This is a genomic window from Chryseobacterium oncorhynchi (assembly GCF_002899895.1).
In the GTDB taxonomy this organism is placed as follows: Bacteria; Bacteroidota; Bacteroidia; order Flavobacteriales; family Weeksellaceae; genus Chryseobacterium; species Chryseobacterium oncorhynchi.
This window is the reverse complement of the sequence record NZ_PPEI02000006.1, coordinates 122,077-140,661: the sequence shown is the minus strand read 5'-3', so window position 1 is coordinate 140,661 and position 18,585 is coordinate 122,077. Positions and strand designations below refer to the sequence as shown.

The following is an 18,585-nucleotide window of genomic DNA, read 5'->3' as shown; positions in this document are numbered from 1 at the left end:
TGTTAGATCGATTAATAAAAATAAGGCTTCAATTGAAGCCTTATTTTTTTCTATTATCTATCTGCTTAATCTCCTAAATCTGTGAGAAAGAGATAAAGCTAGTAAAATTCTTATCTCGCGAACAATACAGATCTTTAAATTGAAAATACCGAAAGCTATAGGGGTTTAATTACCTAATTCATTATTTTAATTTTTCCAAAAGATTTGTTCTATAGCTATCTCCAATCGGAATTTCCTGCTCTGATAACATGAGCTTTTTGGATCCTATACTTTTGATTTTATCCATATTTATGATAAAAGACTTATGAATTCTTACAAATCTATCAGAAAGCTGATTTTCCATTGATTTAAGGGTATCCAAAACAATATATTCTTCATCAGATGTTCGGATGTTCACGTAATCCTTAATGCTTTCAACATAAAGAATATCGTTAAAGCTTATCCTATACTGTTGTCCCGAAGATTTTACAAAGAAATGGGAATCTGCTTCATCATTAAAAGAAAAACGTTCTTTGATCTTTAATGCACTTTTCATAAACCTTTCAAAAGAGATCGGTTTCAACAGATAATCAATGACATTATGCTCATAACCATCCATTGCATATTCAGAATAAGCTGTTGTCAAAACATACTTCTGTTTGTCTCCATTAATCTTCATAAAATTAATTCCAGTAAGCTCAGGCATCTGGATATCCAAAAAGATCAGATCAGATTCGTTATTCTGTAAAAACTCCAATGCCAGAATAGGATTCTCTGTAGAAAAAACCAACTCGAAAAAAGGAATTTTCTGCACATAATTTTCAAGCAGTGATATCGCCAACGGCTCGTCATCCACAATAATGCATTTTAGTTTTCTCATACGGACAAATCTATTCTTAAATCTACAATAAATTCCGACTCAGTCTCTTTTATATGAAGTTCATATTTTTTAGGATATAAAATTTCAAGCCTTTTTCTTACGTTTTCTATTCCTATACCAGACAATTTATCTTTTTCACGAATGCTCTTAAAATTCTGAAGATAAAAATTCAATTTCCCCATGTCTTCAGAGATAGAAACTACAAACCCTTTCCCTCTGAAGTCTCCATGTTTGAAAGCATTTTCAACAAATGGAACAAGAATCATAGGTGAAATAAGGACTCCGGATTGACTAACCTTCTTTTCCACAATTAATAACTCAGGGTTTCCAATTCTTAGTTTTTCCAACTCAATCAAACTTTCAATATACCCCACTTCCTGATCAAGACGGATAAATTCCTTTTCAAGATCCTTTGTGGTATATCGAAGGAGTTCTCCAAGCTTTTCTATGGCAGGCAGAGCTTTCTCTGAATTCTGATAGACAAGTGAGTAGATGTTGTTTAAAGAATTGAAAATAAAATGTGGATTAATTTGTGTTTTCAAAGCTTGAAGCTCAGCATGCTTTCTCTCCTCAATAAGTTGCGTTCGCTCTCTTTCCAGTTTGGAATAGTAAGTAAAAAGCCACAAGCTGGTACTCACAAAAATCGTTAAACTAGAATAATACACATTATCATAAAAATAATATGCAAAAGACGTATCCTCTGCGTAATTTCTAAATCCGACAATTTGCGGAAGCAATACTTCTTCTAAAGAATAGCGGAATAGCGCAAAGAAAAATACCCCAACAAAAAATCCTACAATAGTAAGATAGAGCTTTTTAGGATTAAAAAACCGAGGAACAACAAACAAATAATTAACGTAGAAACCCAGAAAACTGGCGATAAAAATAGTAAGATTCAAAATATCAATATGGGCATCTTGATAGATGATCATTGTTAATATATTTTTACTAAGAACCAGCAACCAATAGAAAAAGTGCAGGAAAAAAATTTGCTTTTGCTTCATATTCAAATGTAAGAATCTGTGCCTCCAAATTCCTAGACATTTTCGACAAAACCTATTTTTTTTCCGATGAATCTTTTTTGAACGGATTAATTTCCGCTCAAATCTAAATGCCATTTCAGCTCAGAAAGTTTGAAAATATCTTTGTCCCAAGATTACAAACCATGACACTAAAATACGTCTTTATCATCAGCCTTTTTTCTTCAGCCGTCTCTGCACAGATCCAAAAAGACAGCATTCAAAGCCTTGGGCAGGTCAATATTCTTGCGAAGAAAAAATTGATCGAGAGAAAGGCAGACCGTTTGATATTCAATGTGGAAGCTTCTATTGCATCACAGGGAATGGATGCTTCGGAAACTCTTGCCAATGTTCCCCTGCTGAAAGTAAATGAAAACCAAAGTCTAATTTCTATTACCGGAAAAAGTACAGTAAGTGTAATGGTCAACGGAAGAATGCTTAACCTTTCAGGAACTGCTTTATTTAATTATTTAAAATCCATCAGATCCGAAAATATAGCAAAAATAGAGGTTATTACAACGCCTCCATCAAAGTATGAAGCGCAGGGAAATAGTGGTATTATCAATATTATACTTAAAAAAAATCCGAATTTGGGGTTTAGCGGAAATATTAATTCTAACCTCATCCAAAGAAGTTATTCCGGGTTCAATTCTAATGGTTCACTAAATTACCAAACGGAAAAATTCAGCAGCAGCCTGAAATTAACGTATTATGATTCTGCCAAACGTTCTAATGAAAATTATTCGATTCTGGGGAGCAGCCAGAATTACAGCAATTCGGTAAGAAAAGATATGTGGAAAGAACTGACGCCTAATCTTAATATTTCCTATCAAATCAGTAAAAATTCACAAATCGGATTTGAATATATTTATGCACATCAAAAATCAGGGATGGATATCGTCAACAAAACGAGAAACATTGATTCTGACTTGAATGAAGAAAACCTTCTTACCAATACTTTTCATCGGGAAAAGCTTCCTACCCATACTTTGAGTGCTTACTATGATGTAAAGCTAGATTCACTAGGAAAAAAATTAAGCATTGCCGGAAATTTTTATAAAAATAATTCTGATACGGAGGTTAATTTCTCTACGTTGAAGTACTCCAATCAGTCTATTGAAGATATTAGAACTATTTCTATCATTGCACCACAGATTTTTTCTGCTCAGGCAGACCTGGAACTTCCGTTTTCATTTGGAATTATTGAAACAGGTGTAAAATTTAATCAATTTAAAAATACTTCAGATTTACAATATCTTACTCTTATATCCGGACAATATGTACCTGATCTTTCAAAAGCTAATGTTTTTCAATACAAAGAAGAAAACTATGCAGGCTATGTAAGCTATTCAAAATCTTTTGGAGAACACTGGGAAACAAAAGCTGGTATCCGTTATGAAAATACAAGTGTAGAAAGTTTTACTCCCTCTTCTAATATGGGGAATCAATACAAATATGGTCAGTGGTTTCCCTCTGCTTACATTTCTTACAAGGAAGAGAAGAATGTATTCAGCTTTTCATATTCCAGAAGGATCAACCGTCCTAGTATGAGCAATCTTAATCCGTTCCGCTGGTATTCAAATCCATATTCTTATTCTTCAGGAAATCCTTTGCTTACGCCTGCTTACATCAATAATTGGGAACTGGGATATACCTTTAACAATAAGCTATCAGTAAGTGCTTATTATCTGAAAATGAAAAATGCATTTGGTCAGATTTCCAATATAGACGGGCTCTCAGAAATCGGTACTTATCTGAATTATTATAATAATGATTTTTGGGGTGTAAATGCTTCATATACTGACACTTTTTTCAAAATCTGGGAAGCCAGCATTTCCATGAATGCATCTCTTCAAAATTCAAGTGTATTTGGCATTGAAGCAGAACCTAAAAAAGGGAGTTCATTCAGTTACTCTATTAACAATACTTTTAGCCTGAACAAAGAAAAAACTCTTTCTTTATTTGTGAATTTTGATCACAGTCTTCCTTACAGAAATGTGACTTCTTATTTTCACAACTTTCCGGAGCTTACCTCTGGATTAAAAATCTCACTCATGGAAAAAAAGCTACAGATCAATGCAACTGTTACAAACATTTTTGCTCAGAGATTCCGTGGTGATATGTATTTTAAAGATAATAGTCAGCATTTTGACAATTATTGGGATGGTAGAAGCTTCCGATTAAGTGCCACTTATACTTTTGGGGCAGGTAAAAAGAGTATCAACAAAAAGAACATTAAGTTTGAGGAGAAAGATAGAGCACAATAATTTTCAGAAATAAAAAATTACTAAAAAAACAGTTTTTGAAAATTATTCAGTAACAATTTTTCATTTTGTGCGTCTAACTGAATAGTTGTAAAAAACATTATGAAAAAAACTATATTCGCTTTATCGCTTATAACTTCTGTGTGCGTTTTCTCACAGGAAAAAAGCAATAATACAACCAATGAGAAACAAATTGAAGGGGTTGTTATTACTAAAACTAAAAAAGCCGTTGAACAAAAAGCAGATCGTACCATTTTTGATTTTTCTGAGCAGCCTCAGCTAAATAATGGAAATGTTCTGGAGGGACTTAAAAAACTTCCGGGGCTTGTAGCCACTGATCTTGCAGGAATGATGTATCAGGGAAAGATTCTGGATGTTTTCTTAAACGGAAGACCTTTGAATATTACATCCAACGATCTGAATGCTTTTCTTGAGGGAATGCCCGCTAACTCAGTAGATAGAATTGAAGTAATTACCCAGCCGGGAGCAGAGTTTCCTGCTACTTCAGGGGGCGCCATCATGAATATCATCACCAACAAAAACGCCAATAAATATTTAACAGCTACTTATTCTGGGAATTATACATTCACTAATTATGATAAGTTCAGAAGCAGAACAACCAACTCTGTTAATCTAAACGCCAGAAATAAGCTTTTCGGATGGCAGCTTAACGTAGGTCAAAACTACCGCGAAAGTATGTTGAGCTCTCAACAAGAAAATATACTGGATGCCAACTCAGATAGATTAGCCCGTGGTTACTTTGCAAAAGCAGGTGCTACGTTTGATCTTGGACAGGACAGGTTATTATTGAACTACGATATTTACCATAACAATAATGATAACTATACTTTAAGTAATGGTATTGCCAATATTCTTGTAAGCGCCAAGCCTAATGTATACAAAGAGGGACTTTTTGATGCTTATGATGCAGCCAATACAAACAATGTAAGACAGGAAGCTGTTGTAACGTACCAAAAACGTTTCTCTGATAAATCTCAAAAATTAGATTTCCAGTTTGGGTATACAAAATCCAATAGTAAGTTTGGTCAGGACAACTTCTACCAAAGAGGGAGATTTACAACTGACAATCAAGCTTTTGATTATTTCAGAGGGAATGTTATTAACAATAAATCGGATATGAGGATAGCCAACTTTAAGGTAGATTATTCTCAACCTATAAAGCTTCTTGATGGAGGAAAGGTAAGTCTGGGAGGATTGTATGAAAGACAGGATTATGATACGGAAAGTTTTGGACTTACAAACCTTGAATATCAGAGACAAACTGCATCAACTTATTTGGAGTTTCAGGCTAAGCTGAAGAAATTTGACTTTACGTTGGGTTCACGTTTTGAAAACTATGATATTTCCGGAGTGACAAGGTACTTTGATAAGGATGAAAAATTGGTTCAGGCTGACTTGCTTCCTTTTAATAAGTTTAAATTCTTTCCGAACGCCAGCATTCAGTATAACATGATGAATCAGGTATACGTTGCAGCTAACTATAACAGAAAGATCAGTTTACCAAGTATTTCTGCCCTAAACCCGAATAATACAACATTTGGTGGCCCCAATACTCAAATAACAGGTAACCCGAACTTACAGCCTACTATTTTTGACAATTATGAAGTAAAGGTTTCTGCTTTTGATTATGCATTTATTGGATATAGCGTAAGTTCAGCAACGAATCAGGTTGCGCAGATTGTTAGAAAAAGTGGAAATAACTTATTCAATCAACAGGTTAATATATCCAACATGAAGATTCATAACTTCAATGTGGGACTTCCTATTCCGTTCATGCTTTTCAGTAAGCCATTGAGTGAGGTGATGAAGTTTAATTTCAATCCTGATAAAATCAATTTCATGTATCTGTATGCAGGATATCAAAAGCACGAAATTGACAACCTCAACAATAAAGGTTTCTGGATCTTCAACCTTATGACTCAATTGATTCTTCCAAAGGGAATCAACATGAATGTAAATTACAGTTATATAACAGCAAAAGGAGGTTACTTCTATTTTACAGCTGATAAACCGTTTAATAACTCCCTAAACATTACATTAACTAAAAAGTTTATGGATAAACGTCTGAGTGTTTCTGTATTTGCTAATGATATTTTCAACAGTCAGGTGATGCAGGCTTACTCTAATCTGCCAGCCAGCGAATCTGTATTGATAAGAACCAAGTATGATTCAAGAAACTTTGGTATTTCGATCAACTATAAAATTCCTACCAAGAATAAATTGGCCAAGGAAGATGCAAGTATCTTAAACCAACCTAAGAAAGAGGATAATGGTGGTGTAATGCAACAAGGACAATAGATTTAAATGATAAAATAAACCAAGATGAGGCAGTAAAATTATTACTGCCTCATTTTTTATCCCGACTAATGATTTATGTTTAAAAATCTATCGTTTGAAACCTCCAGTTCAGCGTATCAATAAGTGTTAGCTGGTCTAAGGTTACAGGAATATCCGTAATTATTTTCAAGGTCTGAAGAGCCATCATACTTCCTATAATTCCCGGTAAAGCCCCAAGAACACCCAAACTATCGCAATCTGGAACATCTTCATCAACGGGTGGTTCAGGAAAAAGGTCTCTTAAATTTTTGCTTCCCTGATGATTGAAGACGGCCATTTGTCCGGAAAATCCTAGAATACTTCCATAAACCAATGTTTTTTTCAATGTTACACAAGTGTCATTGACTAAATATCTTGTTGAAAAATTGTCTGACCCGTCTACAATAATATCATATTGGGAGAGTATTTCCGAAGCATTAGCAGCACTAATTTTCTCTTCAATCCCTGTCACTTTTATTTGATGATTAAGGTTTTTCACAAAGGTTTGTGCACTTTTTATCTTCAGCATTCCTACTCCACTCTCATTGTGTATGATCTGGCGGTTCAGGTTATGAAGCTCTACATAGTCAAAATCAGCAAGTCCTAAAGTTCCAACTCCTGCAGCTGCTAAATATTGGATCACAGGACTTCCCAAGCCACCCGCTCCTATAATAAGAACTTTGGCTGCCATAATTTTCCTCTGCCCTTCCAGTCCTATTTCATCTATAAAAATCTGCCTGCTGTATCTTTTAAAAATATCTTCGCTTTGCATTTTAAATATTATAATTGATCCATTAAGTTTAACAACCACTGTAAACGGAATCCCAATCTTTCATTACAGGATCATAGCCTGATTTTTTAATCATAATCCTAATTTCTTCCATGCTTCGTTCATCACTGGTCTCAAATTGTTCCAGAGATTCTTTATCCACAGAGTAGCCACCCGGATTGGTTTTTGATCCGGCGCTCATTGCGGTGGCACCGAGTGATACGATATGATTTCTGAACACTTCATTTTCCCTTGTGGAGATTGATATTTCAAGATCTTCATTCCAAATTCTGTAGGCACAGATCAATTGCAGTAAGTCTTTATCTTCCATAATAAAATTAGGTTCAATAATTCCTTCTGCGGGCCGAAGCCTTGGAAAGGATACCGAAAATTTACTTTTCCAGTACTGTTTCTGTAGATAATCGATGTGAAGAGCATTGAAAAAGCTATCCACACGCCAGTCTTCCAGCCCAAGCAAAACACCTAATCCCATTTTATGAATTCCGGCCCTCCCAATTCTGTCAGGAGTATCCAGACGAAAATGAAAATTTGATTTTTTACCCTTTGGATGATATTCTTTGTACACTTCCTGATGATAAGTTTCCTGATACACCAATACGGAATGAACCCCTTCTTCATGAAGAAGTCTGTACTCTTCTTCTTCCAAAGGCTGCACTTCAATGGAAATATTGGAAAAAAGAGGTCTTAATAAACGAACAGCGTTCTTAAAGTAAGGAACTCCCACTATTTTATTGGCTTCTCCGCTTACCAACAGAACATGATTAATACTCATTGACTTCAGAACGGAGGCTTCAATCATTAATTCCGAATCGGTAAGGGTTTTTCTCCTTAAATTATTATCCAAACTGAAACCGCAATAGGTACAAATGTTCTGACATTCGTTGCTGAGGTACAATGGAGCGTATAGCTGAATGGTTTTTCCAAAACGTTTTTGGGTAAGAGATTGCGTCATCTTTGCCATCAGTTCCAATTCTTGTGAGGCAGCTGGTGAAAGCAGGTTCAGAAAGTCTTCCAGTGTTTTATTCTTTTTCTGAAGACTGTTCTGAACATCAGATATACTTACCTTTTCAAGTTTAGCTTTTACCTCATCCCATCGATATTGTTCAAAAACATCTTTAAAGCTATTCATCATCTTAATTGTTATTCGAATAAAAACGAGGTTAACGGACTTGATGCTTCTGCATGGTTAGCTATTGCTCCTAATCCTGACTCAAATGCTCTTCTTCCTGCAATGACTCCTTCTTTAAAGGCAACGGCCATATTCACTGGATTTCTGGCAACGGCTATTGCTGTATTGACAAGAACGGCATCTGCTCCCATTTCCATTGCCTTGGCAGCATCGGACGGCGCTCCTATTCCGGCATCTACTACAACCGGAACATTACTTTGGCTGATAATGATTTCTAAAAAGTCTAAAGTTCTTAATCCTTTATTGGTTCCGATGGGCGCTCCTAAAGGCATTACCACAGCAGTTCCTGCATCTTCCAAACGTTTACACAAAACCGGATCTGCGTGAATGTAAGGCATTACGACAAACCCCAGTTTCGCCAATTCTTCTGTTGCATAGAGGGTTTCAATAGGGTCCGGTAATAAATATTTTGGATCTGGATGAATCTCAAGCTTTACCCAGTTGGTTTCCAGGGCTTCTCTTGCTAATTGTGCCGCCAATACGGCTTCTTTCGCTGTTCTTGCCCCTGAGGTATTGGGTAAAAGATGAACATTTGTTTCTCTTAATGAATCAAGGAGGTCGTCTTCGGCTGATTGGGCATCGATTCTTTTCAAGGCCATCGTTACCATATTAGTTTCTGAAGCAACGACAGATGCGGCCATATCCATAAGGCTTCCAAACTTTCCTGTTCCTAAAAACAGTCTTGATTCAAAGGTTCTGTCTGCTATTATTAATTTTTGATTATGCATAGATCATTGCTTTTTTAAATTCATTAATGATGGACGGCTGGCTTGTAATCTGGCCAGAAACTGATACTCCATAAATTCCGATCTGCTGTAGAAGGATAAGATCTTCAAGCGTAACACCGCCAATGGCAAATATTTTGGGAATTTCTGTTGATTTTTCTTTCAAATGATTGATAATTTCCTGATAGCCCTCAAATCCCAGAATAGGACTAAGCTTTTCCTTTGTAGAAGTAAACCTCAATGGGCCTAAGCCTATGTAGTCGCATGATTCGTTTATTCTTTGAAGTACATCAGAAAGAGTATTAGCTGTTCCGCCAATGATTTTATTTTTGCCTAAAATAAGCCTTGCTTCTTCAACAGAACCATCATTCAATCCTAAATGAACACCGTCTGCATCTATATTTTTTGCCAGCAGAGCATTATCATTGATGATACAAACGGATTGATATTCTGAACAAAGCTGTTTTGAAATTTCACAAAGGCTGATTAATTCATTTTCCGGGGCGTTTTTCCAACGGATCTGTACCCATTTTATTCCGTTGTCCAAAGCTTTACGGATATTAAGTTCCTGCTCCTGATGCGTACTTCCTTGTGATATGTATTGTAGTTTTTCCATAATTACTATGAATGTGTTCCCAGTAAAGAGGGATTGCTTTTTAAAAATTTTTCGATATATAATTTTCCGTTTCTGCAAGCGGTTTCCAGACATTCACCTTTAGCCAGCTCTCCGGCAATTGCTGAAGACAGAACGCATCCTGATCCATGTTTTGGGTAATACATAAAATCTCCGTTGCTTGGTTTTAACAGGGTTTCAACTCCATGCTCAACTAAAACATCCGTTCCTAAAAGGTCTTCTCTGTGCCCTCCTTTGATAAGCACTGGGCAGCAGTTTTCTAATGACAAGAGACCAACATTCTTTAAAACACTGTATTCATTATAGTTAGGTGTAATTAAACTGATCTTGTCTATTCTATTTTTCAATAACGGAAGTGTTTCAAGATTGAAAAAAGTAAATTCTGATGTACTCTTCAGTACGGGATCCCAAACAATTTTAGCGTCAGCATTGCAAGTCCTAACTGCATTGATAATTTCAATCAGAAATTCAGCATCTTTTACAATTCCAATTTTCACGACGGAAACCGGATAATGACTCATCAATACATTAATTTCCTTGACAATCTCATCTATAGGTCTCCATTCCAAATTAAGACATTGAGAAGCAGTCTGCAATGTTAGCGCTGTACATACTCCTAATCCCATTACTTTTATTTGTTCCAACGTTTTAATATCTGATAACAAACCGGCTCCTCCGCTTGGATCAAAGCCTGCAATGCTTATGACGAAAGGGCGTTCTTTCTGCATTCTTTAAAAACGTTTAAGGGTTCATTACTTTCCCAAATTGCTCCTAATAAAGCTACTCCGTCTACTCCAGCATCAAAAGCCTCGTGAATATGATCAGCATCAATTCCTCCCAAACCAATCAGCTTTACCTCCGGATTATTTCTTTGTCTTACACTATCCATTACCGTTGAATCAACACCGTATCCTTTTTTGGAAATACTCGGAAAAAATGGGCTTATAAAGGCATATTCCCATTCTTTTTCCAAAATGTTATAGGTTGTAATGTTATGTACAGAGGTTGAAATGATATTTTCAATCATCAATGGCTTATACTTTCCCTCTTTTCGATCCTGTTCCCTAAAATGAAATCTGGAAATACTGTACTCTTTCCCAAGTTCATAATGAGTATGTAAAACCAATTGAGCATAAAAAGAGTGATCAATTTCGTTTATAAAATCGGTCATTTCTTCTTTATTGATCCACGGTTTTCTGATATGAAGCAAATCCAGCCCCTCATGAAACATTTGATTAATAATCTCTTGTTCATTGGGAACTACTGTTTCTGGAGTGATAACGAGGATCATATATAAATTTCCTTTCCTTTTTCAATAAACTCTTGTGATTTATCCAGCATTCCTTGCTCTGCCGATTCTCTAATTTCCTGTGTAATCTTCATGGAGCAGAATTTTGGTCCGCACATAGAACAGAAATGGGCAATTTTTGCTCCGTCAGCGGGCAGGGTTTCATCATGATACGATCTTGCCGTATCGGGATCTAACGAAAGGTTGAACTGATCTTCCCATCTGAATTCAAATCTGGCTTTACTTAATGCATTATCTCTATATTGTGCTCCGGGATGTCCTTTTGCTAAATCTGCTGCGTGGGCGGCTAGCTTATAAGTAATTACCCCAACTTTTACATCATCTTTATTGGGAAGGCCTAGGTGTTCTTTAGGAGTTACGTAGCAAAGCATGGCACATCCGAACCATCCGATCATTGCCGCACCAATTCCTGATGTAATATGATCATAACCCGGTGCAATATCTGTAGTCAAAGGACCTAAAGTATAAAATGGAGCTTCCTGACATTCTTCTAATTGCTTTTCCATATTTTCTTTAATCATATGCATCGGAACGTGTCCGGGACCTTCAATCATGACCTGTATATTGTGTTTCCATGCAATTTTTGTCAGCTCCCCTAAAGTTTCCAGTTCTGCAAACTGAGCGGCATCATTGGCATCAGCAATAGAACCAGGACGAAGACCATCTCCTAGAGAAAAAGCTACGTCATACTTCTTCATGATCTCACAAATCTCTTCAAAATGAGTATATAAAAAGCTCTCTTTATGATGGAATAGACACCATTTTGCCATAATGGAACCTCCTCTGGATACAATTCCTGTTACTCTGTTTGCTGTCAGGTGAATATAACGTAACAGAACTCCGGCATGGATGGTAAAGTAAGATACTCCCTGCTCTGCCTGTTCTATCAATGTATCTCTAAAAACCTCCCATGTAAGATCTTCCGGTACTCCTTTTACCTTTTCCAATGCCTGATAAATAGGAACTGTACCAATGGGAACCGGGCTGTTTCTGATAATCCACTCTCTCGTCTCATGAATATTCTTTCCTGTTGAAAGATCCATAATGGTATCAGCTCCCCATCGGCACGCCCAAACGGCTTTCTCTACTTCTTCATCAATACTTGACGAAACAGCGCTGTTTCCGATATTGGCATTGATTTTCACCAAAAAGTTTCGTCCGATAATCATAGGCTCACTTTCAGGGTGATTGATGTTATTCGGGATAATAGCTCTTCCTGCCGCAATTTCATCTCTTACAAATTCCGGTGTAATCTTACCCTTGGGCGTGTTGGCACCAAAACTATTTCCGACATGCTGAAAAGACATCTCTTTTGAAACGGTTTCCAGTTGTTCAATACGCTGGTTTTCTCTGATGGCTACATATTCCATTTCAGGAGTAATGATTCCCTGTTTTGCATAGTAAAGCTGAGTCAGCTCTTTACCATCCTGCGCCACTTTAGGTTTGTGATCATAAGCGAAACGTAATTCGTCAAGCTTTGTATCCGCCAGACGGGCTTTTCCGTATTCTGATGTAATTCCGTCCAGAATATTAACATCTTTCCTATCCAAAATCCATTGTTCCCTTATTCTTGGAAGTCCTTTTTGAATATCAATTTCTGCATTTTCATCAGTATAAGGACCTGAAGTATCATAAACCGTTACCGGAGGATTTTCTTCAAAACCGCCCTTGCTAAGCTTTGTAGGGCTAAGCTGTATTTCGCGCATTGCTACATTGATAGGATGAATTTTTCCTTCAACATAAATTTTCTTTGAGTTCGGAAATGGCGAACACGTAATTGAATGAGCCATAAATATTGGTATTAAATATGAATTAACCGCCTTGAGTGGCAGTAATGATTAAAACTGAATCTTGATCCTTAAGAAATGTTTCTGCCCAGGCGGACAGCGGAATGATACGATTGTTGAGGGCTACAGCAATTCCCTTCTTTTTTCCGGGTAATTCCATAGCCAATAGTGCTTCCAGATTGTCAGGAAGTACATTAAATATTTTTCGGGTGTGGTTGATTATAAGTTCCATTCCTAATATTTTAAATATACTTTAGGAATGGCCATTATTGTACAATAGAATGTACAGCAAAAGTCACCTACTTTTCCCTACGCTGGTATGATCCAGATCAGGTTCAAAGGGTAAAGTCTCAGTCTGTAAATAACAGACACCCCTAAAGTATGGGGCGAAGTTAGTTATTTTTTCAGAATAGGCAAAATTGATTTTTTCAAATAATAAACCACCCCAGAATTGAGGTGGTTTGTTTATAAGTAAAGGACATACTTATACAAGGATTTGTATCCGTATGCATAAAGTTTTTATTCTTCACAAGCTCTCCAGATCGCATCATTCTGCGGAACGGGCGCTATAATTTCAATATTTTCTTTTGTAACAGGATGAATGAATTCCAATTTTCTGGCATGAAGATTAATTCCTCCATCCGGATTGGAACGTGGAGCTCCGTATTTAAGATCTCCCTTAATCGGAATTCCCGTTTTGGAGAGCTGAGCTCGAATCTGATGATGCCTTCCTGTTTCAAGATCAATTTCAAGAAGCAAATAATTATCCAGTGCCTTTATAACATTATAGGTAAGAATAGCTTCCTTTGCTCCCTCCGTAACCTTAGGAAAAACGATAGCTTTATTATTCTTTTCGTTTTTCTTTAAATAATGAACCAGTCTCTGAGTCTGGGGAATCATTTCTTTTCCCACAACAGCCCAATAGGTCTTTTTAACCTCACGATTTTTTACCATTTGGGTAAGACGCGATAGAGCCTTAGATGTTTTAGCATAGATTACCAGTCCGGAAGTGGGACGGTCTATACGATGAACTAAACCGAGAAAAACATTTCCCGGCTTAGCATCTCTTATTTTTATAAAATTCTTTATTGATTCTAATAGGGATTCATCACCTGTCTTATCTCCTTGTACAAGCTGGCCAACTTTTTTATTAACCACCAGAAGATGATTATCTTCATATACAATCTGCTCCTTCATAATTCTTCAGTCTATCTTCTTCTATTAGAAAGCGAAAGGATAATACCTCCCAAAAGACCTATAGTTTTCATTACAGAAAGTTTTGAGTCTTCTGGCAAAAATGCTCCCACTACACAAATCCCTGCTGCAGCATACATTGCATACATAAAGTTTTTGTTTGTAAGCAATGGTGCCTGAACAAAGAAACTTGCTCCGATTAGGACGTAAAAAACCTTTCTGGAAAGCAAATGATTAATTTCCGGAGAAAATAAATTAAACCAACCTATAGCAAGACAAATTAGTGCTCCAATGGATAGCATCCCTTGGATGGATTGTTGATTCTGCATAAATTAATAACTTTCGTTTTCGTTTGGAAATTCTACATCTTTTACATCTTTTACATACTGAGCAACCGCTCCTGTAATTTCGGTATAAAGATCAAGATATCTTCTTAGGAACTTCGGACTGAATCCTTTGTTCATTCCTACCATATCATGATATACCAAAACCTGTCCGTCACAGTCTGCACCTGCTCCAATTCCGATAGTAGGAATAGAAATGCTTTCTGTTACTCTTTTTGCAAGTTCTGCAGGAATTTTCTCCAGAACCACAGAGAAACAGCCCAATTCTTCTAGAAGTTGTGCATCAGCGATCAGCTTTTCAGCTTCTGCCTCCTCTTTAGCTCTTACTTTATAGGTTCCAAATTTATAAATTGATTGTGGTGTTAATCCCAAATGCCCCATTACCGGAATTCCGGCGTTGATGATTTTTTTGATTGATTTTGAAATTTCTTTACCTCCTTCAATCTTTACCGCATGAGCACCTCCTTCTTTCATCATTCTTACTGCAGATTCCAATGCTTTTTCAGGATTACTCTGATAAGTTCCGAAAGGTAAGTCTGCTACAACCAAAGCTCTGTCAGTTCCTCTTACCACACTTTGAGCATGATAGATCATCTGATCCAATGTAATAGGCAATGTAGTTTCAAAACCAGCCATTACATTCGCAGCAGAATCTCCAATCAAAATAGCATCTACTCCACCTGCGTCTACCATCTTTGCCGTGGTAAAATCATAAGCTGTAAGCATTGTTATTTTTTCCTTGTCGAATTTCATTTTACGCAAGGTTTCAGTCGTAACTTTTTTAATTTCAGAGTGAACAGACATAATTTATCTATTTTTTAAAAGTTAAAAAGTCGGCCTTTGGCCGACTTAAGTTTTGTATGATTTTTATAAAACTACGTGACCGAGTTTCATGAGTTTATCGTGATTTAGAATCTTGATGTTTCTCCCATCCACTTCAATCAGGCTATCCTGTTTGAACTCGGAGATTAATCGAATGGCACTTTCAGTAGCAGTACCAATAATGTTTGCAATTTCCTCCCTTGTTAAGGAGATCTTGATAAAGCCTTCCGGATCTACTCCCAGCTTCTGTTCCAAAAGAATTAATATTTCCGCCAGTCTCTCTCTTACCGTTTTCTGGGCAAGGAAAGTAATGGTGTTGGAGGATTCTCCTAATTCGTATGAAATTTTTTGAAGCATTACGAAAGACAATTGTGGATCTACCTCCAAAAGATACATGAAAATATCTGCTGGTAAGAAAACACATTCTATATCTGTCATTGCTTCTGCTTTGGCTTGGAAATTTTCCCCACAAAGCAAAGAACGATAGCCGATGATATCCCCCTCTTTGATAAATCTTAAAATCTGATCTTTCCCAAAAGCTCCTGATTTTGAAAGTTTGGCAGCCCCTTTTTCCAGAACAAAAACTCCTCTTGGAGTTTCTCCATCCTCAAAGATGGTATCATGTTTCTGAAAACTCAGTCTTTTTTTGCCATTAATGTACTTTTCAAAATCTACGCTAGAAAGTCTTTCCTTAAATGATTTATCATTAAAAACTCTGGCGAACCTCTCTTCAATTGCTATCTGTTGTTCCTGCGGCATTTTATATGATATTTATCACAAAAATAGAACTTTTTAACGCGATAAACAAAAAAAATTGTTATAATTTTGTAGTTCAATATTTTATGGGGTGAGCGAGAACTGTTTTCATTGTGGTCAAGAGATAGAAAAAGAGAGAATTCTGTTTGATGAAAGGACTTTCTGCTGCAATGGCTGCAAGTCTGTTTATGAAATCCTGAATACGAACAATTTAAGTAATTTCTATGAACTTAATAAAGGGGCAGGAATTCGTCCGGGTGATGAAAACTCTACCCAGTTCGATTATCTGGATACTCCGGAAATTTTCGAAAAGGTTACTGATTTTTCTGAGGGAAATACAAGTCTTGTCACATTCAAAATCCCTGTAATTCACTGTTCTTCTTGTATTTGGCTATTAGAAAGCCTCCACACTCTGAATCCTTATATTAAGTATTCACAAGTTAACTTTACCAGAAAGACCTTACAGATCTCATTCAATCATAAAGACTTCAAATTAAGCGAACTAGCTAATTTTTTAACCAATCTAGGATACAGACCTGTTATCAGTCTTGAAACAGCTGAGAAAAATGTTGACCATTTAGATAAATCCCTTCTTGTGAAATTTGCCATTGCAGGTTTCGCATTCGGAAACGGGATGTTTTTAGCATTTCCCGAATATGTAGGAGGTGAAGACTATTGGATGGAGCACTACAAGGGACTTTTCAGAGTACTGATGTTCTTGCTGGCTTGTCCTGTTGTCTTTTATTCTGCCTCAGACTATTACAAATCTGCATGGTACGGATTAAAAAATAAGATCGTTAATATTGATGTACCTATCGTATTAGGAATATTTGTTCTTTTCGGACGAAGCATCTATGAAGTGGCTACAGATTATGGCCCAGGATACTTTGACACCCTTTGTGGTCTGTTATTTTTCATGCTGATGGGTAAACTTTTCCAGAAAAGAACATACAGCGCACTTTCTTACGACAGGGATTACAAATCTTTTTACCCTATTGCGGTAACAAAAGTAGACTTTGACGGAAAGCAGGAAAACATTCTTCTTTCTGAAATAAAAGTTGGAGACAGAATTCTGGTTAGAAATCAGGAAATCATACCAGTTGATGCCATTCTTATCAACGGAGAAGGTAATATTGACAATAGCTTTATTACCGGAGAAAGTGAAAGCATCAGCAAGCAACCCGGAGATAAAATTTTTGCAGGAGGTAAACAAGTAGGATCATCCTTAGAGCTTGAAGTCATCAAAGATGTAGATCAGAGTTACCTTACTCAGCTATGGAATAAGGAAGCCTTTAAAAAACATGAGACGGGACTTGACACACTGACCAATAACATCAGTAAATATTTCACATTCATTATTTTAGGCATTGCACTTATTTCTGGAATTTATTGGGCTTTCATCGATTTAGAGAAAATGTTCCAGGTAATTTCAGCCATTTTGATCATTGCTTGTCCATGTGCTCTTGCGTTGTCTGCACCATTCACTTTCGGACACATTATGAGGATTTTAGGTCGAAATAAATTCTACGTAAAAGACACCTTAACAATTGAAAAAATCGCAAAATTAGACACCATTGTTTTTGATAAAACAGGAACTATTACTCACAGAAAAAAATCAAGCATTAAATACGATGGTACCGAAATTCAAGAGTTTGATTTACTCAATATCAAAACATTACTGAAAAACTCAAACCATCCGCTTTCAAAATCACTTTATGACTTCATAGAAGTAAATGATGATTACTTTACAGTAGAGAATTTCCAGGAAATCTCAGGAAAAGGCTATGAAGCCAGCATTAGAGGAAATGTTTACAAAATTGGCTCTGCTCGTTATAATAACCAAGAGCCAAAGAACCTTGAAACAGCTGTTTATATCAGTAAAAACGATCAGTTTTTAGGTAAATTCATCTTCAAAAATGAATACCGACCTAAACTTAAGGATCTATTTAAAAAACTTACCAACTACAAAATATTTATACTGAGTGGTGATAACTCCTCAGAGGAATTTCAACTTAAGGAACTCATCCCTAACTATAAGGGAATGGCCTTTAACCAAAGTCCGGAAGACAAGCTGAACTACATCAAAAACCTTCAGGATCAGGACATGAAAGTAGCAATGCTAGGTGATGGACTGAATGATGCAGGAGCCTTAAAGCAAAGTAATGTAGGTATTGCTATAGCAGATGATACCAACAGCTTTACCCCCTCTTCTGACGTCATCATGAATGGAGAAAAAGTAGTCACTCTGGACAATTACCTGAACGTCTGCAAAGGCTCTATCACGATTGTGAAAATGACATTTATAATCAGTTTTCTTTATAATATTGTTGGGTTAAGTTACGCTGTTACAGGGCACATGCATCCGCTTTTTGCGGCAATCATCATGCCAGTTAGTTCTATCACGGTAGTTACCTTCACCACAGTTTCGACTTGGATACTAGGTCGCAAACACTTCAAAAAACAGGCTTAAACGCCCTTATTTAGACTGATTTTAAATTAGCTGAAATCGGCATTTCGTGATGAATGTCATTATTTTTCACTAAATTTGAACCCCGA

The 18,585-nt window shown here is 36.5% G+C and carries 17 protein-coding genes and 1 riboswitch; of the genes, 3 read left to right on the top strand and 14 right to left on the bottom strand.

Going from position 1 to position 18,585, the window contains the following annotated elements; all coding sequences use genetic code 11:
* Positions 1 to 181: 181 nt before the first annotated feature.
* Together C1638_RS18515 and C1638_RS18510 are read right to left on the bottom strand one after the other, a co-directional pair.
* Complete coding sequence (locus C1638_RS18515; protein ID WP_109623438.1) at positions 182 to 859, bottom strand: LytR/AlgR family response regulator transcription factor; 678 nt, start codon at positions 857 to 859, stop codon at positions 182 to 184.
* Entirely contained in the window at positions 856 to 1,791 is a 936-nt protein-coding gene (locus C1638_RS18510) for a sensor histidine kinase (RefSeq protein WP_228428213.1), read from the bottom strand. Before C1638_RS18510 ends, C1638_RS18515 begins: the two co-directional genes overlap by 4 nt.
* A 233-nt stretch (positions 1,792 to 2,024) precedes the next feature.
* On the opposite strand from C1638_RS18510, the gene C1638_RS18505 reads away from it, so the two are divergent.
* Together C1638_RS18505 and C1638_RS18500 are read left to right on the top strand one after the other, a co-directional pair.
* Complete coding sequence (locus tag C1638_RS18505) at positions 2,025 to 4,145, top strand: outer membrane beta-barrel family protein (protein WP_109623525.1); 2,121 nt, start codon at positions 2,025 to 2,027, stop codon at positions 4,143 to 4,145.
* A 99-nt stretch (positions 4,146 to 4,244) separates the two neighbouring features.
* Positions 4,245 to 6,461: a TonB-dependent receptor domain-containing protein gene (locus tag C1638_RS18500; protein WP_109623436.1), complete on the top strand. Its 2,217-nt coding sequence runs from the start codon at positions 4,245 to 4,247 to the stop codon at positions 6,459 to 6,461.
* A 79-nt stretch (positions 6,462 to 6,540) separates the two neighbouring features.
* Here the strand turns inward: C1638_RS18500 and C1638_RS18495 are convergent, their stop codons facing one another.
* The 12 genes from C1638_RS18495 to C1638_RS18440 all read right to left on the bottom strand — a co-directional run bounded on the left by C1638_RS18495 (position 6,541) and on the right by C1638_RS18440 (position 16,032).
* Positions 6,541 to 7,251, bottom strand: a complete 711-nt coding sequence (locus C1638_RS18495) for a HesA/MoeB/ThiF family protein (protein WP_109623435.1) — start codon at positions 7,249 to 7,251, stop codon at positions 6,541 to 6,543.
* A gap of 28 nt (positions 7,252 to 7,279) precedes the next feature.
* Entirely contained in the window at positions 7,280 to 8,398 is a 1,119-nt protein-coding gene (gene thiH, locus C1638_RS18490) for a 2-iminoacetate synthase ThiH (RefSeq protein ID WP_109623524.1), read from the bottom strand.
* A gap of 11 nt (positions 8,399 to 8,409) precedes the next feature.
* Positions 8,410 to 9,186, bottom strand: coding sequence for a thiazole synthase (locus C1638_RS18485; protein WP_109623434.1), 777 nt, complete (start codon positions 9,184 to 9,186; stop codon positions 8,410 to 8,412).
* Entirely contained in the window at positions 9,179 to 9,799 is a 621-nt protein-coding gene (locus C1638_RS18480; protein ID WP_109623433.1) for a thiamine phosphate synthase, read from the bottom strand. The genes C1638_RS18485 and C1638_RS18480 overlap by 8 nt, the downstream gene beginning before the upstream one ends.
* 5 nt (positions 9,800 to 9,804) lie before the next feature.
* Positions 9,805 to 10,545: a hydroxymethylpyrimidine/phosphomethylpyrimidine kinase gene (locus C1638_RS18475; RefSeq protein WP_109623432.1), complete on the bottom strand. Its 741-nt coding sequence runs from the start codon at positions 10,543 to 10,545 to the stop codon at positions 9,805 to 9,807.
* Entirely contained in the window at positions 10,518 to 11,108 is a 591-nt protein-coding gene (locus tag C1638_RS18470) for a thiamine phosphate synthase (protein ID WP_109623431.1), read from the bottom strand. Before C1638_RS18470 ends, C1638_RS18475 begins: the two co-directional genes overlap by 28 nt.
* Positions 11,105 to 12,916 (bottom strand): phosphomethylpyrimidine synthase ThiC, encoded by a 1,812-nt coding sequence (gene thiC / locus C1638_RS18465; protein WP_109623430.1) that lies wholly within the window; start codon positions 12,914 to 12,916, stop codon positions 11,105 to 11,107. Before thiC ends, C1638_RS18470 begins: the two co-directional genes overlap by 4 nt.
* 22 nt (positions 12,917 to 12,938) lie before the next feature.
* Entirely contained in the window at positions 12,939 to 13,145 is a 207-nt protein-coding gene (gene thiS / locus C1638_RS18460) for a sulfur carrier protein ThiS (RefSeq protein ID WP_109623429.1), read from the bottom strand.
* Between the two features lie 57 nt (positions 13,146 to 13,202).
* A riboswitch (TPP riboswitch) is annotated at positions 13,203 to 13,299 on the bottom strand.
* A gap of 133 nt (positions 13,300 to 13,432) precedes the next feature.
* Complete coding sequence (locus tag C1638_RS18455; protein ID WP_109623428.1) at positions 13,433 to 14,113, bottom strand: RluA family pseudouridine synthase; 681 nt, start codon at positions 14,111 to 14,113, stop codon at positions 13,433 to 13,435.
* Positions 14,114 to 14,121: 8 nt separating this feature from the next.
* Complete coding sequence (locus C1638_RS18450) at positions 14,122 to 14,436, bottom strand: hypothetical protein (RefSeq protein ID WP_109623427.1); 315 nt, start codon at positions 14,434 to 14,436, stop codon at positions 14,122 to 14,124.
* Between the two features lie 3 nt (positions 14,437 to 14,439).
* Complete coding sequence (gene panB, locus C1638_RS18445) at positions 14,440 to 15,255, bottom strand: 3-methyl-2-oxobutanoate hydroxymethyltransferase (RefSeq protein ID WP_109623426.1); 816 nt, start codon at positions 15,253 to 15,255, stop codon at positions 14,440 to 14,442.
* Between the two features lie 63 nt (positions 15,256 to 15,318).
* On the bottom strand, positions 15,319 to 16,032 hold the full coding sequence (locus C1638_RS18440; RefSeq protein ID WP_109623425.1) for a Crp/Fnr family transcriptional regulator: 714 nt from the start codon (positions 16,030 to 16,032) through the stop codon (positions 15,319 to 15,321).
* A gap of 88 nt (positions 16,033 to 16,120) precedes the next feature.
* Here C1638_RS18440 and C1638_RS18435 point away from each other — a divergent pair, with 88 nt between their 5' ends.
* Positions 16,121 to 18,499, top strand: coding sequence for a heavy metal translocating P-type ATPase (locus C1638_RS18435; protein WP_109623424.1), 2,379 nt, complete (start codon positions 16,121 to 16,123; stop codon positions 18,497 to 18,499).
* The last annotated feature ends 86 nt before the right edge of the window (positions 18,500 to 18,585 follow it).

Bases quoted from the DNA above. Each gene is read 5' to 3' on its own strand.
- C1638_RS18515 (WP_109623438.1), bottom strand. From the start codon at position 859: ATGAGAAAACTAAAATGCATTATTGTGGATGACGAGCCGTTGGCGATA.
- C1638_RS18510 (WP_228428213.1), bottom strand. From the start codon at position 1,791: ATGATCATCTATCAAGATGCCCATATTGATATTTTGAATCTTACTATT.
- C1638_RS18505 (WP_109623525.1), top strand. From the start codon at position 2,025: ATGACACTAAAATACGTCTTTATCATCAGCCTTTTTTCTTCAGCCGTC.
- C1638_RS18500 (WP_109623436.1), top strand. From the start codon at position 4,245: ATGAAAAAAACTATATTCGCTTTATCGCTTATAACTTCTGTGTGCGTT.
- C1638_RS18495 (WP_109623435.1), bottom strand. From the start codon at position 7,251: ATGCAAAGCGAAGATATTTTTAAAAGATACAGCAGGCAGATTTTTATA.
- thiH (WP_109623524.1), bottom strand. From the start codon at position 8,398: ATGAATAGCTTTAAAGATGTTTTTGAACAATATCGATGGGATGAGGTA.
- C1638_RS18485 (WP_109623434.1), bottom strand. From the start codon at position 9,186: ATGCATAATCAAAAATTAATAATAGCAGACAGAACCTTTGAATCAAGA.
- C1638_RS18480 (WP_109623433.1), bottom strand. From the start codon at position 9,799: ATGGAAAAACTACAATACATATCACAAGGAAGTACGCATCAGGAGCAG.
- C1638_RS18475 (WP_109623432.1), bottom strand. From the start codon at position 10,545: ATGCAGAAAGAACGCCCTTTCGTCATAAGCATTGCAGGCTTTGATCCA.
- C1638_RS18470 (WP_109623431.1), bottom strand. From the start codon at position 11,108: ATGATCCTCGTTATCACTCCAGAAACAGTAGTTCCCAATGAACAAGAG.
- thiC (WP_109623430.1), bottom strand. From the start codon at position 12,916: ATGGCTCATTCAATTACGTGTTCGCCATTTCCGAACTCAAAGAAAATT.
- thiS (WP_109623429.1), bottom strand. From the start codon at position 13,145: ATGGAACTTATAATCAACCACACCCGAAAAATATTTAATGTACTTCCT.
- C1638_RS18450 (WP_109623427.1), bottom strand. From the start codon at position 14,436: ATGCAGAATCAACAATCCATCCAAGGGATGCTATCCATTGGAGCACTA.
- panB (WP_109623426.1), bottom strand. From the start codon at position 15,255: ATGTCTGTTCACTCTGAAATTAAAAAAGTTACGACTGAAACCTTGCGT.
- C1638_RS18440 (WP_109623425.1), bottom strand. From the start codon at position 16,032: ATGCCGCAGGAACAACAGATAGCAATTGAAGAGAGGTTCGCCAGAGTT.